The organism is Thalassomonas actiniarum (genome assembly GCF_000948975.2).
Classification (GTDB): Bacteria; Pseudomonadota; Gammaproteobacteria; order Enterobacterales; family Alteromonadaceae; genus Thalassomonas; species Thalassomonas actiniarum.
Window position 1 is genome coordinate 3,483,789 of sequence record NZ_CP059735.1, and the last position, 15,963, is coordinate 3,499,751.

Below are 15,963 nucleotides of genomic sequence, written 5' to 3' on the forward strand. Positions count from 1 at the left end.
CATGGACACGTGCAACACCTATCCAAAATTTCAGGCAGACCAAGTGCTGACAGCAGATCAGTTAAATGATCTGTTCGGTTATTTAGACTTGCAAAGCCGCTGGACCAGGAAATGTTTTGCCGGTGCGGGTATTGCCCATGGTTTCCAGATGCAAACAAAGGCAGATTTTACCGGCATCAGTCTAAGCCCGGGTTATGGCCTGACCACCTTAGGATACCTGGTTAAACATCCCGGCGCCGATTATAGCCACTACACCGCCTATACCGACCCGGTAAAATATGCCTTTTTCAACACCAGTGAACAAGGACAGCCGGAGCAGCAGGTGCCGCTGTGGCAACTACTGACATCCGAAGAAAAAGACAACGACAACTTAGAGCACAAGGCGCTCAATAAAGACTTCCTCCAAGACAAAGTGGCCCTGGCTTATCTGGAAGCAGAAGATGAAGATCTCGATACCTGTACCGGCAGCGACTGTAATGAGAAAGGTTCGAAAATAAACCTGTGTGTCCGAATCTTACTGGTAGCCAAAGATCAGCTCGATACCCTCAACCAAAAGCTGAAATCTGAAAAAACCAGCCTGCTCTACCAAATGCTGCAACAAAAATATCAGCTGCCGGCCTTAAAAATAGGCCGTTTGCACTGGCTCGGCGACAGCAATCACCTGCTGGAGCTCGAAGATATTGTCAAATCTTACGCCTTCCTTATCCAGCAAGGCCCGCTGCAGGAAATTCCCGAGGCCTTCCGGCAAGCTTATGAGGTTTACGCGCCGCTACTCAGTGAAGATTACCAGGCCAACCCCTTTGCCGACTGGCAGCCGAAACCCTGGAGCCAGCAGGCAAATTATCCCCAGGGGGTCCAATATTATTACGATCATATTAAAGATTTGATCCTCGCCTATGAGGAGTTTATCAACCTTGCCTTTGAGGTGTTCTCCGTTGCCTGCCTGCCCGATACCGGCTTTGCCAAACACCTGATGCTGGGACAAGTTGATGTGGCAACCCAATGTAAGCCATCCCCTTACCGCCACTACTTTATCCGCGCCAGCCTGCCACAAGAGCCGGTCGCCGGCGGGAAAATTCACCGGGTGAAGTTTTTATTCCAGCGTCTGGTGCTGCTGAGCAGGGCTTTTAAGGTGCCGCAAACCGGCGACAATAAAATCACTATAAAAATCACGCCAAGCAAAGAAAAACAAACCCCTTTGGGTAAACGCAGCCTGCCCTATTATTACGATTTGCAAAGCTATCCCCAGCTGAAAAGTTTCTGGGATTTTGACCTTGCCAGCCAGTGCCGCTCGCACCAGGTATTAAGCTACTGGGACAACCTGAGTACGCCGATATGTGTCGCCGAACTTCCTTTTAAAGACAGTCCCTTTACCGGCAGGGTCAATATCAGGTCATTGACGGATATCCAATCCCTGCTTAAGGAAAGGCTACTGACAGATACTATATCCCTGGCAGATATTGGCGCCCTGAGCGAACTTAAGGCAGAACTTGCCTTGACGCCTGAAGTGAGCGCAAAATTATCGGATGTAGCATTGTCCCCTGAACATCCCGAAGTCTTCTTTGAAGGTACAGCTAAAGAGCTGACGGAAGATTTGCCGAAAACCTTGCTCAAATCCTATGACCTCAGTACCGGGCCGAAAGCTAAAATCTCAGAGTCCTTCTCCCTCGGCCGTTTTATCACCCCTGTTACCGGATTTGATCCCAGACCGTTTCCCGGCATAGACCCAAGCCCTTTTCCGGGGTTCGATCCCAGACCCTTCCCGGGCCCCTTTCCCGGGCCATTTCCCGGACCGATCACCGGCCCGGACCCCAGACCTAATCCGTTTCCGCTGCCGTTACCTAAGCCCAGCCCGAAACCGCTGCCACAGCCGTTCCCCTGGCCTAAACCTATACCGGCTCCTAAACCAACTCCGGAGCCTAAGCCCGGACCCAAACCTGCGCCGACCCCGATACCGGCGCCTAAGTATCTGCTGCTAAAAACCCTCAAAGATAAGTTTCCCACGGCAGATGCGCTTATTGCCCATCATTATCCGCTGGATGTGGATCAGAACGAGTTTCCCTTTTACCGTATCGAGGGCCATCTAGGAGAGAAATACTCGGATGCCTTTGACCGTATCAGCCAGTGGATCAAATGTTATAACCTGCCGATCAAGTTGATGGCGCTTAAAGTTGGCAGCAATTATCAGGATATTACCCCAGGTTTAGGTTGCCAGTTCGATGATATCGAGCTGGTGTACAGCGCACTGACGCATAAGCTGAACTGCGAATACAACAAACTCAAGGAGCTGGTCGCCAATATCGAATTCGATACCCCCAAGGAAACCACAGAAATCAGTGAGGTGACCAAAGTTAAGGGTAAATTTATCGACGGCAAAACCAACTTGCCCCTTAGCCGGGTACATTACGCCATCAAAGAGCTCAATATTCACGGCACAACCAATAACGAAGGGGAAATGGAAATCACCAATTTGCCCCCGGGCTCATACCAGGTGGAAACCTATATTGATGATTACGGCTCCAAGTATTTCCCGATCACGGTACAAGATAAAAAAACCTTATCCCTGGCCAGTATTCCCTTGTATCAGGATGCCCTGCTCGATGAAAAACAACTGGTTTATCGCCAAAAAGTCGCCGAGAGTGAAATTTTAAACAAGGCCAAAGAATATGCAGAAAAAACGGAGCTTTATAGCAGCCCATTTGACACCCGAATAACCAGCTTCAGCGACAGTGCAGATTTTCGAGCGAAATCAGATCTCTTTAAAAGTCCGGGCTATGATCTCAGTTATGATCCGTCACTCTTTTCCAGCCGAAATATTACCCTGGATCTGTCGCAACCTGCCTTGACAGAAAAGGCGGCTTTTTTTGAGAAAAGGGATCTTGATAAAATTGAATTCGATAAAATAGAGTTTGAGCACACACTGCTTGATAAAGCCGGGCCAGAAAGCGTCTCCCTGGAAAAGTCCCTGTTTGAGCAACCAAGTTTTAGAATAAACACCGCCAAGGCGCTGGCAACCCCGTCCCCTTATAAGATAGATTCGCTGATCAAAAAAATTAAATTTGATCCGGTCACCGACAGCTCATTATTAACCAAACATTATCTTTATAAGAATTTCGCCAATCTCAATATCCGCGAAGATACCGAGATTTTCGAAAAAGTGAGTCAGCCGGTAGATATCACTACCAGCTTAGATCTGCTGCTCAAAGAGCTGGCAAAACCCCTGGCGAAGTTTGAACAGGAAAAATTTACCAATGCCTACCAGATGCTGCTGACCCGGCTGGATATGTTTGAACAGGTCATCGGCAAATATGAAGATTATATTCCATCAGCAGACAGGCCTGCACTGCTGCGTTATTTCAATCTGATACGCGACCAGGGCTGTTTCCAGCAGTTTAAGGGCCTGCTCGATAACTACAACGCCCGCAAGTTGAAAATTCAGCAAAGATTATTGCTGTCGGTATACTCAGAGCACAATTGCGGCATGTCCCACGTCGGTGGCTGCTGGGCCGGCGGTACCTTCTTCCTGGTATATGATGATGACAATACCGTGGTGCTGGACTTTGCCCTGCCCTATATCTGTTGCTCCGACTGTCCGCCGATTAACCTGTGCAGTACAGAGCCGGTATTGTTTAAATTGCCGCTGGAATATTTCTGCAAAAACGATAAGCGTAAATTTAAATTTATCACCAGCCCTCCGGGGGGCGAAGTCGTCGGTCCCGGGGTAAGCAAAGAAGTCACCACAGGCGATTTTTATTTTACCCCCGACTTAGCCGACATAGACGAAGGGGAAGTCAAATTCAGTTATCTGCTCAATAACACCATCTATGAATTTTCTGCGCTACTGGCGCAAATTAAGGCAGCCATCAGTTATAAAATCATTCAGGTCAGCGAAGACCCCAAAAGCGCCGAAATTAAATTTACCGCCACGCCCCAGGAGGCCAGCGAATATTTATGGGACTTTGGCGACGGCAACAGCTCCAACAAAGCCAACCCGGTGCATACCTTTGATTTAACCGAGACATCGGCCTTTACCGTGAACTTAACCGTCACCAAGGAGCCCTGTGTCGGCAAAGCCAGTCATGAACTGACCTTTGAGATTTGCAACGCCAACTTCACCGTTAAAGAAGTGGCGCGCTCCTTAGATAAAATCCGTTATGCCTTCACCCATCCCCAGGCCGCCAATACCCGAAGCTGGCAGCTGGATGAAGACATAGTGGTTGAAAACCTGGAAACGGTTGAGCACGACTACGAGCTGGCAGATACCCAGCGCGAAGTCACGGTGATCCTGAGCATAGCCCAGGACACCTGCAGCGACAGCAAATCGCAAACCATCACCATTCCTGCCCGGCGTGAAGTCTCCATCTTTATCGACCGACTGTTCTTATGCCACCAGGATGTGCACGAACCCATCACTTTCGATCCCCCGGGCGGCACCCCAAGAGGCAACGGCCTGGTGCTGATCGACGGCGACTATCACTTTTATCCGGGGCATCCCGATGTGCTGATCGGCGCCAATGAAATCAGCTATGAATACCAGGGTAAAACCGTATCCGTAATGGTGACCGTTGATGCGATAACACAGGAGTTTACCGCCATAATCAGCCAGATAGATGCCGATAATGCCAAAGCTAAGGTACAGTTTAAGGCGCCGCCGGGCATGGACTCCTACGCCTATAAGCTCGGGGACGGCACGGTTTCAGACCAGGCAATCGTTGATCATGTCTATGATATCAGCGCACAGACAGAATTTGACGTTGAACTGCAACTGATCAAAGGCGCCTGTGAAGTCACGCAAACCAAGAAGATGCTCCTTAGCCCTTGCAGCGCCGAGTTCACTTACCGCGTACTTGAAGATAGCACCAGTACAGGTGAGAAGATCATCCTGGAATATACCATGCTGGCAACCGGCGGCAAAGAGTATCAGTTAACCGATGAACTGGGCAGCATAAAATCCAATGGCAGGGTATTCAAACGGACTTACCCTTTAGGCGAACTGCCGCGTGAAATACCGGTGACCATGAAACTGGACAAGCCTCCCTGCCTGGCAACCTTTACCCAAATGGTTGCCATACCGGCATTCCAGCCCTTGCTGGTAGATCTGGATGTCACAGAATTTGTCTGGTGTGATAAGCAGGCATACCGGATCAAAACTAATGTCAGTGGCGGCAAGGCTTCCGGCCCCGGCGTTCGTGAAGACAGCGAAGGCTTTACCTTTACCCCGGCCCTCGCCAATACCGGCGGCGAAGTCACCATCAGTTACCTCCTGGGCGATCGCGTTAAAAACTTAACCGTCAAGTTGATCAAACCCCAGGCATCCTTTGGCGTCATCAGCATAGATAAGGTCGATAACGGTCTTTACGATGTAAAACTGGTGAACAACTCGAAAGATCACAACAGTGCCAAATGGCTGTTTTCTCCCGGCGGCAGTTCAACCAATAACGAAGAAGTCATGGTATTTCAACTCCAGGAAGTGGAGTCGGGCCAGGCAGTTAAAGCAACACTCACCGTTGCCTGGGACGGCAAGTGTGCCAATTCCATGGAGAAAGTCTTCCATGTACCGTTTGATATCATCCGCATAGATACGGATACCCCGCTTGATACCCTGAATAACCTCAGGATCAACGAGCCTTTTGTTAAAGTCATTCCAGAATCGAGCGGGCTCACAGAAAAAACCATGAGTACAGTCAACCTGGTGAAAGAAGACTTCACCAGCGGGCTCAAAGCCGAAACTTATGTTTCGGGAAAAAGAAATCCGGAGCTCAGTGAAACCCTGGATCCGCTGTTGAAATCAACACAAACCCAGCTGATGAAAGTCGCGGTTAACGAAAACCCTGAAATGGCGCAGCTGGGCTACCCCTTAATGTTAACTCAGGTAAATCTTGTTTTGGACCTGGTGACTGTGATGTCAGACGATCTGAAAGCAGAAGATCCTATGAATAACACCTTAAAACAGATAGGCAGCTCGCTTGGCACCCTGATGGAAACTGGTATCGAGTTAAATAAAGACAATGTGCTATCGGATAAGTTAATTCAAGTGAGAAAAGAAAATGCGGCTAAACCCAATGTGCTGGCCGCCATAACCAAGATTGAGAGCCTGATGGGCTGATGCCCCGTGACTTATGAATAATCATTTGATCGACAAAATTTGTGTTGAGATTCATCTGCCGGATGCCGGTCATGCCTATGAGTTTCAGCACAACATCAGCGCATTAGTACATAACGAATTAATGAATGTCATTAGTGAGCATTGCGATCAGCTGTGCCCGGATAATAGCCATATCACAATGGAAAAGCTGGAGCTTAATTTGGGCAAGCTATCGGCAGATAACTTTGTGCAGGCCTTTAGCGAACAGTTTACCCGGCACTTTCCCAGAGAGCTTTCTATACAAACAAGCGAGCAGTTAACCAGACAAGCAGAGCAAGAACTCATCTCACCTGGTGAAGAGCCTGCCGCAAGTGGCTCTTCACAGCCTTATGGCCAAGGTAAAGTCTCGGTTGACGCCCAAGCTCTCGATGAGCCCAGCCAAACGCCAACAAGATTGAAAACCATGCAGCTTAAAGCGCATGAACATGCCTGGTTGTTGCTCACACATTTTCTAAACCATGCCACCTTACCCTGGTATGTTGATGCCAGCCAGTTTACCGGAGTCACGGCTACACTGGAGTTTTTAATCAAACAGGAAAAACTGGATATCGCGGCCTTTAAGAGCCAGTTAAAAAATCAAACTGTTACCAATAGATTGATAACCCAATTTGACGATGAGAGATTAAACCTGCTCTATGCCCACCTCACCGGGATGAAAAATGGGGTAATAATAAACTGGCCGGAATTATTTACCGAATTGCTACGCAGCTTACAGCAAATAGATGCGCAGAGCTTCTCATCTGTCAGTCAGCAAAATTTCCAACAAAAAACATCCCAATCTCATACATCTCCGTCTGCCGGTTTGTCGGAACAAGAGAGTCAGCACAATATCCAACAGGCATGGGAAATAATCTGGGGTCAGATATCAATTGATAACAGCCACAGAGACATTTTTTCGTTAATACTCAAGCAAATATCAACTGGTTTAACCCCGGATACCATCCAAAGCTTTACTCGTCACCTACACCTGAGCAAACAGATTAAAGTCGCCGCAGGTGATGGCTATCAAGCCTTATTAACCGCCCTGAATGATATTATCCTGCCATTGGGGCAAGACCTCTCGGCAGCCAATAAGAATCTCCGGCATAACGCTTTGCCGGAACAAGGTGACTTATCGACAGCCACTGCCAGCAACTCATCCCAAATAAATATCCCGGATACGGCAGGCAGCGGCAAAGATATAAAAAATCAACAGCAAAGCCAGTCTGTTAAAGGTAAAATTGAAAAGCAAATACCTGCTGTTGAAGGAAATAGCTCGCTGCCTGCCGATGCCAATATCCCAACTAAGCCAGAGAAGCCAGAGAACCGGGAAAACAGTGTCAGCACAGATATCAGCAATGAATTAAACAGCATCCAAGGCAATCATCAGCCTAAAGACACGGTTAATAAAAAGCAGCACAATCTCCTCCATGAGCAAGAATTTTCGCCGGCTGATAGCACAAGGCAATCCAACAGCAACCACACGGATAATAGGGCAGAAAACCAATCAGATAGTGAAGAAAGTCTCCCCGCGAAGCTAGCACAGGCAAATAGAAGCTCTGCCATCAGTTCATCTTATAGCGAACAAAAGCGAAGCCAAGCTTGGCCGGAACATGAACAAGTCCCAACTCAAAACCAAAACAACCAGAGCATGGACAGCAGCGACAAGCTTAATCAAAACAAAAAAACAGGCGTAAACCAAGCCAGCACAGATAAGCAGACACAAGCCCAAACAGGGCAAAACATTTTCAAGCGCTCCTCTGACGAAGCCGGTATCCTGCCCACAAGCAAAACCGGCACGAACAAAGACGAAGCACCAATAAGCAAAAGTAATATCAATCTCCTGTCAAAAAACAAACTACCCCCCTGCTTTATACCCGAGGTGGCAGCAAAGGGACTGGCGGTAGGCAATGCCGGCCTGGTCATCTTCTGGCCTTACCTGCACATCTACTTTAAAGATCTGGGATTATTTGACGGTAAAGACTTTAAAAACCTCCAAACCCGGGAAAAAGCCGTGCATTTGCTGCAATACCTGGCAACCGGCGAGGTAAACACCGAAGAACATGCCCTGGTGTTAAATAAACTGTTATGCCACTGGGACTTTAACCAGCCGCTTAACCGCTTTGTCGAGCTCAGCCAAAGGGAGCAGGAGGAGTCGGAAAAACTGATCCAGGCAGTGATCAATCACTGGAGCATTTTAGGTAACACCTCGGTCAGCAGTTTCCGACACACCTTTGTTGCCCGAAAAGGCCTGTTAAGCCAGCAGGACAACGGCTGGCTGCTACGGATAGAAAAAGGCCCTTATGACGTACTGCTGGACAGCATTCCCTGGGGCCTGTCGATGATCAAACTCTCTTGGGTCGATGAACTATTGCAGGTGGAATGGTAATATGAGCAATCCCTTTATCACGGAAACCGCCGAGGTATTAAACAGTGAGCTGAGCTGGTTTTATCAGATCCTCGATACCCGGATAAAATTACATTTTGGCCACGACTGCGACTATCAGGATATTTTTGAAATAAGCCCGCCAGAGCTGGCCAGCGATTCGCAGCTGCACTACAACGGCTTTATCCAGCATTACAATATCAACTTTGAAGAGCGCGTAGTACTGATACTGGCATTAGTCAGCCAGATCCGCCCGCAAATGCTGGACGTATTTTTTACCCGCAACGCCAGCCTGGATAAAGAGTTTACCGAATTTGGCGGCGCCACCAACGGCCAGGGCAAGGTCTTTTTACCCACGGCGGAAACCGCATTGTTTTTATTGGCGGGCACAGATCTGGAAAAACGCTTTTTATATTCCTACCTGTTCGATGCCGATCATTTCTTTAATAAACATGACTTTATCACCCTGAACCATACCAACAGGCAAGAGTCCTATTTATCCGGGGTATTAACCCTGTCAAGGGAGGTACTCGATCTCATCACCCGCGGCCATATCCGTAAACCCGCCTTTAGCGCCGAATTTCCCGCCAAGCTGATTGAAACCCAGCTGGACTGGCAGGATCTGGTGCTCGACCCCTACACCCAGGACCAGGTCTATGAAATTAAAACCTGGATAGATTACGGCAATCAGCTGCTCAGTGAATATGATCTCGGCAAAAAAATAAAACCCGGTTACCGCAGCCTGTTTTTCGGCCCGTCCGGTACTGGCAAAACCCTGACGGCTTCCCTTTTGGGCAAAGTCACCGGCCGCGATGTTTACCGCATCGACCTGACGCTGGTGATCAGCAAGTACATAGGGGAAACAGAAAAGAACCTGGAAAAGGTTTTTAAACAGGCGGAGCACAAAGACTGGATTTTATTTTTCGACGAAGCCGATGCCCTGTTCGGCAAACGCACCAGTGTCAACGACGCCCACGACAAATTTGCCAACCAGGAAGTTTCCTACCTGCTGCAACGCTTAGAGGATTATGCCGGTGTGGTGATCCTGGCATCGAATTTAAAAAACAATTTAGACGAAGCCTTTACCCGGCGCTTTCAGTCCATTATTCACTTCCCTATTCCCAAGCAGTCGGAAAGGCTGAAACTCTGGTCTAGTGCCCTTGTCAGCAAATTTGAACTCGACCACGAGGTAGATTTACACGCTTTAGCCAATGATTATGAAATGACCGGCGGATCTATTATCAATGTTGTGCGCTATGCTTGTTTAATGACCCTGGCACAGCAAAAGCAAAGCATACCTTTTTCGCTGCTCAAAGAAGGTATACGCAAAGAATTCCATAAAGAAGGTAAAACTTTTTAAGGAGGCAAGATGACCACGTTTTCACAGCACAGAAGACGTACCCGAAGAGTCAACCGCAGCAAGCCCCGCAAAGGCGAAGTCATGCAGTATGGCGAGGTTCGTGAAGGCAACAGCGAAGGTAACACTTTCTTATCCGGTATTATCAGTCAAAGTTCACAAAATAGCGCCACAACAGCCCTATCCCGGCAAATACAGCACAAATTAACCGTGGGTAAGCCCAACGATGCCTTTGAACAGGAAGCCGACCATGTTGCCGATCAGGTGGTGAATTCACCGGCATCGGCAGATCGGCCTGCAACAGCGAGTCCTCAACTACAAAAACAAGAAGAAAAAGAGGAACAAGCTCAGAGCAAAGCCCTAGCCGAGCCCAAGCTGCAAAAACAGGAAGAAGAGGAAGAAGCCCAACCAAAAGCTTTAGCAGAGCCCAGGCTACAAAAACAGGAAGAAGAGGAAGAAGAAGCCCAGGCCAAAGCTTTAGCTGAACCCAGGCTACAAAAACAGGAAGAAGAGGAAGAAGCCCAGGCTAAAGCTTTAGCCGAACCCAGGCTACAAAAACAGGAAGAAGAGGAAGAAGAAGCCCAGGCCAAAGCTTTAGCCGAACCCAGGCTACAAAAACAGGAAGAAGAGGAAGAAGCCCAAGCCAAAACTATGGCTGATGTTAAGTTGAAAAAACAAAAGCAGAAGAAAAAGCACCTGCACAAATCAGAAGAAGAAAAGGAAGAGGAAGAAGTTCAAGCTAAAACCAGCAACAGCAAAACCGGTGCCCCTGCCCGGCCCGCAGACTCAAGCGTAGATGGCAGGAAAAGTAAACGTATCAGCGAGCGTCAGGGTTCAGGCCAGGCCATGAATGCAAACACCAGGCATTTTATGGAAGCAAATTTTCATAAAGACTTCAGCAATGTCCGCATCCATAACGACCAGGAAGCCAATAACCTCAGCCAGCAACTGCACGCCCAGGCCTTTACCTTAAAACAAGATATTTACTTCAACACCGGCAGATACAACCCCGAATCAAGAAGCGGCAAACACTTATTGGCCCATGAACTCACCCATGTAGTTCAGCAAAATGCCAACCTGGCAAACAAAAACCCCCGGACTGCGACAGCTCCCGGGCACTCAGATAACAACAAAGGAGAAGACAACTAAATACCGCCCTTTTCAGGGAAGAAAATTTAACAACAAGGATCAAACATGGCCAGTAAAACGATTGCACAGTGCAGTACCCCCCAGACTTCACGTCGCCCGACGTCTAAGCCCAATGCTCATCGCTCGCAATTACAGGCCAAAACACAAAACGGCAGCGACAATCTTACCAACCTGATCAGCAATGCAAATAAAGACAATAGCAGTGCGGCAGCGTTTAACCCGGCAGTTAACCCAAATAACCAGGGACCACAAATTTCATCCTTAACTCAGGTTATTCGTGCCAAGACAATTCAGCCGAAATTAAGCATAGGCGCAGCCAACTCCAGCTATGAACAAGAAGCCGACAGCGTTGCCGATAAAGTCGTCGCCCTTAACAGCTTTTCTGCGGGTACAGGCTCAGCAAGCAAAGGCGCTGAAACAAACGGCTCTGGTCACCAGATTAAAGCAGGAGTTCAAACTCACCTTCAGTCTAAAACAAACAACGCACCAGCCATCAATAGCAAAAGCAACAGCCAGACAATCCCGGGCGTTCAAAGAAGCTTTATGGACTTAGCCGGGTCAGAGCAGGAAAGTGAGCAGGAAGCCGAATCAGGCGCATTGGCCGCATCCTTTTCAGGTGAAGGCGAAGTATTAACAAAACTCATCCAGGCAAGCCAGGCATTATCCACCTCCGATACACCCGCCAGTCCGGCTTTTGAATCATCACTGCAAAGCTCCAAAGGCAGTGGCTCCCCCCTGCCGGACAATACCCGGGCGGAGATGGAAACTGGCATAGGCGCAAACTTTGGCGCGGTAAAAATACATACCAATGATAACGCCGCACAAATGAACCAGCAGATCAACGCCAAAGCTTTTACCCACGGCAGCGATATCTACTTTAATCAGGGACAATACAATCCCGAATCAAGCTCGGGCAAACATCTGCTGGCCCATGAATTAACCCATACGGTACAACAAGGGGCTTCACCCCAAACTCAGGCCTCCCCTGACAGCGGCAATATCAGCCGGGTCGGCAATCAGAGCACTTCACCCTCTTCACAAGCAAAAATACAACGGGGCTGGTTGGGCAGCGCCATAGGGGCAATATCCGACGCCGCCAGCTCAGCGGTAAACTGGGCTGCCGATCAAATCAATTCAGCACTGAACTGGGCCAAAGAAAAGTTTGCCGGTTTTGTCCAGTCAATTCCCGGTTATAAATTATTATCCGTCATCCTCGGGCAAGACCCGGTAACCGGGAAAACGGTAGCACGCAACGGCAGAAACTTCATTGAAGCCGGATTAAACATCATCCCGTTCGGCAGCAAGTTCCAACAAAAACTCGAAGCCACCGGCGCCATGGAAGAAGCCGCCACCTGGCTGGATCAGAAAATAGCCAAGTTAGACATCAGCCTGACCTCTATTCTCAACGACATCAGTAACTTTTGGTCCTCCAGATCCTTATCCGATTTAACCAATGTCTCAGGCGTGCTGAGCCAGGCAGCCAATATTATCCGTAGGCCAATCGCCAGTGTGATCAGTTTTGCCACCAGTATCGCCTCCAAACTGCTTGAGATAGTGAAAAAATATCTGCTCAATTCCCTGGTGGGCTTTATTAAAGACCATACCCGGGGTTATCCGCTGCTGACGGTTATTCTCGGCAAAGACCCGATCACAGACGAAGCAGTTGAGCGCAGCGGCATGAACCTAATCCGCGGCTTTATGCTGCTATCTGCCTCAGGCGAAGAGCAGCTGCGGCAAATGGAAGAAACCGGCTCCCTGCAAAAAGCCGCCGACTGGATCGACGGTGCGGTAGCCCGGCTGGATCTCAGCTGGCAAAGCATTAAAAACATGTTCAGCAAAGCCTGGGATCTGGTGAGTATTTCCAGCCTGATGGATCCCATAGGCGCCTTTACCCAACTGGCGCAAATCTTTTTAGCCCCCGCCGGACGCATTATCCGCTTTGTGGTGGAAGTCGGGATTAAAATATTAGGCCTGATCAAAGATGCCTTAATCGCCAGGTTAATTAAGTTTGCCCGGAAAATTCCCGGCTACCCGCTGCTGACGGTGATTTTAGGCAAAGACCCTTTCTCCGGCAATCCGGTACCGCGCACCGCAGAAAATATCATTCACGGCTTTTTAAGCCTGCTGCCCGGCGGCGAAGAAAAATTCCAGACCATGAAAGAGTCCGGCGCCATTGACCGCGCCACCAGCTGGATCGAAGGCGCCATCGCCGAGTTGGGCTTCACCTGGAAATATATCAAAGGCCTGTTTATGCAGGCCTGGAACAGCTTCAGCCTGTCAGACTTAGCCGCGCCGCTGGAAGCCTTTGGCCGGATCATGAATTTATTTATCGATCCCCTCAAACGCCTGTTTAGCTTTATTATCAAGGTGCTGAAAAAGATCATCGAAATCATCCTGTCGATCATGGGTTTTCCCACAGATCTGGTGGTCAATATCGTCACCCGGGCAATGCAGGCGTTTGCCGACATTAAACGCGACCCGATAGGCTTTATCCTCAACCTGCTAAAAGCCATCAAAAAAGGCTTCTCGCTGTTTTTCGACAATATCCTCAAACACCTGTTCAACGGCCTCACCAGCTGGTTATTCCAGCAAGTAAAAGATGCCGGTATCACACCACCCAAAGATCTCAGCCTGGGCTCGATATTCGGTTTTGTGCTGGATGTACTCGGCATTACCGCAGAGAAAATCTGGCAGAAACTCGCCGATAAAATCGGCCAGGAAAAGGTCAACCGCATCCGCGGCATGATCGACAAACTCACCGGTGTCTGGACCTTTGTTAAAGACGTCATGACCCGCGGACCAATCGCCATCTGGGAATATATCGTCGAAAAAATCAGCGGCCTTTGGAACATGGTGCTTGAGGGCGTGCAAAACTGGATCATGACCAAGATCATCACCCAGGTCACGGCAAAACTGCTGAGCATGCTCGACCCCACCGGCATTATGGCGGTGATCAACTCTACCATAGCCCTGTATAAGGCAATACAATCCTTTATCGCCTACATCAAACAGATGCTGCAAATCGTCAACTCCTTTGTCATGGGCGTGGCGGAAATCGCCAAAGGTAATATTCTCAGCGCCGCCAAGTTCCTCGAAGGTGCCCTGGCCAAAGCCGTGCCCATTGCCATAGGTTTCCTCGCCAACCAGGTGGGCCTGGGCGGTTTAGGCAAGCGCATAGGAGAAATGATCAAAAAAGTGCAAGGCAAGGTGGACGAGGCCCTGACCTGGCTGGTGGATAAAGCGGTATCGGCGGGCAGTGCCTTATTAAAAATGGGTAAAAGCGCCATCAGTGCCGTGAAAAATTGGTGGCAAACCCGCAAAGAGTTCACAGATCCCGCAGGCAAAAAACACGCCCTGTATTACCCCAGCGCCCAGGGCGAACTGACGGTAGCCAGTACGCCGACCCCGGTTAATCAGTTCCTCGATAAGCTGGTGATTACCGATACCGATCCGAAAAAGGCAGAAAAACAGGGCCATAAAACCAAGGCGCTGGCAATCATGAAGATCATCAATGACCAGCGCGCCATTATTCAGAAAAAAGGCGGCAAAGACGCTGCCGCAGAAGCCAAGGTAGCTGAACAGTTAGCCCTGCTGCCGCCCCAATTGACCCCGCTTATGGTGGGAGACAGCGGCGGACGCATCCCCTCGCCGCTGACATTGGAAGCGCTAAAAGAAAAGCCGGTGAAGATGCCGAGAACACCGGAAGAAGAAACCATAGATGTCAACGCCGCCACGCAAATTGTCACCCTGGCGGCAGAAGCGGCCACCGACTCCCTGGCCATGAGCAAACAGTTTAAAGCCATTCAAACCCGGTTCGCCCTGACCAAGGTCAGTTTCCACACCGAAGGCAAGATCACTAACGTCAGGATACAGGCATCGAAAAATAAAGATGTGCAGGTGAACCTGGCGGTAAAAGACAAAACCCCCGGCATCTCGTTAAAAAGCAATGTCGTCAACGTACCCGGCGCCGCGGCAGGCGATACCGTGTCCACCGGCATGACCGCAGATCCGGTCGGTCCGGATAAAATAGGCAAAGGCAGCGAACCGCTTGGCAGCGCATTAAAAGTGGTGATGGGTAAACTGATCACCGCACCGGAGCAGAAAAATCCGTCAAAATATATCAAGGGTCATTTACTCAACCACCACATCGGCGGCCCCGGCACCGGGCAGAATATGTATCCGATCACCGCCGAAGCCAATAAAAAACACAATACTTCCATCGAGGAAACAGTAAAAGGCTGGGTGGAAAAACAAAGTTACTGGGTCTATTACCAGGTCAATGTTGCCGGCATCAGTGAAAACATTGTTCACCCGACCCAGAAGCACCCGGATAACTACATCAACTCGAAATTTGTCTGCAAGGCCTATATCCGCAATACCGACGGACAGGAGCATAACCCGGTCACCTCCACCGTAGACTCCATTTATGTCAAGGGCGATGCCTCCGCCAGTGCCAATGAACCTGCCTACCAGCTTGATGGCGGCATAAAAACCGCTATGGACACCTTAACTACCGACGAAAGAAAATCGAGTAATTTAAGCAGTAAGATCAATATTTCAGGAATAGGACCAGAGGCAATCAAGATCCTGCTCAAGGCTTATGGCGATTATGCCAAGGGAGATTTGGTCAATGATTTAACCTCGGGACAAAAATCGACCTTAACCACGGTAAATGGCAAAGCCGGTGATATTAAAGCCGCCATTGCCGCCATAGTTGCAGGTAGAGCGCCGCCCCCGGCAGCTCCAGCGGCACCTGCGGCTGCTCCAGCTGCTCCTGCAACCCCGGCGACAACAGACACAACTGCACCTGAAACAACGACTGCGGAATAAACCAGGAGCGCTGCTTTGACAGGGTTCACAGCGTTTAGAAAGCCCGGTTAGTACGCACCGGGCTTTTTACTGGAAAACAAGCTCACTTTTTCAAGTAAGATATTATTAACTTGCCAA

General features: G+C 49.3%; 5 protein-coding genes. All 5 read left to right on the forward strand.

All coding sequences use genetic code 11. From position 1 onward, the window contains the following. The first annotated feature begins 1 nt into the window (after position 1). From SG35_RS15275 to SG35_RS15295, 5 genes are read left to right on the forward strand one after another with little or no spacing between them, the layout of a single operon-like run. A complete protein-coding gene (locus SG35_RS15275) occupies positions 2–6,106 on the forward strand; it encodes a PKD domain-containing protein (protein WP_044834905.1) in 6,105 nt (2,034 codons plus the stop codon). A 13-nt stretch (positions 6,107–6,119) separates the two neighbouring features. After that, positions 6,120–8,513, forward strand: a complete 2,394-nt coding sequence (locus tag SG35_RS15280) for a contractile injection system tape measure protein (RefSeq protein WP_053043308.1) — start codon at positions 6,120–6,122, stop codon at positions 8,511–8,513. Position 8,514: 1 nt separating this feature from the next. After that, the gene (locus SG35_RS15285; protein WP_044834904.1) at positions 8,515–9,870 is read left to right on the forward strand and encodes an ATP-binding protein; all 1,356 of its coding nucleotides are present in this window, start codon (positions 8,515–8,517) and stop codon (positions 9,868–9,870) included. Between the two features lie 9 nt (positions 9,871–9,879). After that, positions 9,880–11,016, forward strand: a complete 1,137-nt coding sequence (locus SG35_RS15290; RefSeq protein WP_044834903.1) for an eCIS core domain-containing protein — start codon at positions 9,880–9,882, stop codon at positions 11,014–11,016. Positions 11,017–11,061: 45 nt separating this feature from the next. Then, positions 11,062–15,846, forward strand: a complete 4,785-nt coding sequence (locus SG35_RS15295) for an eCIS core domain-containing protein (protein WP_044834902.1) — start codon at positions 11,062–11,064, stop codon at positions 15,844–15,846. Positions 15,847–15,963 lie beyond the last annotated feature (117 nt).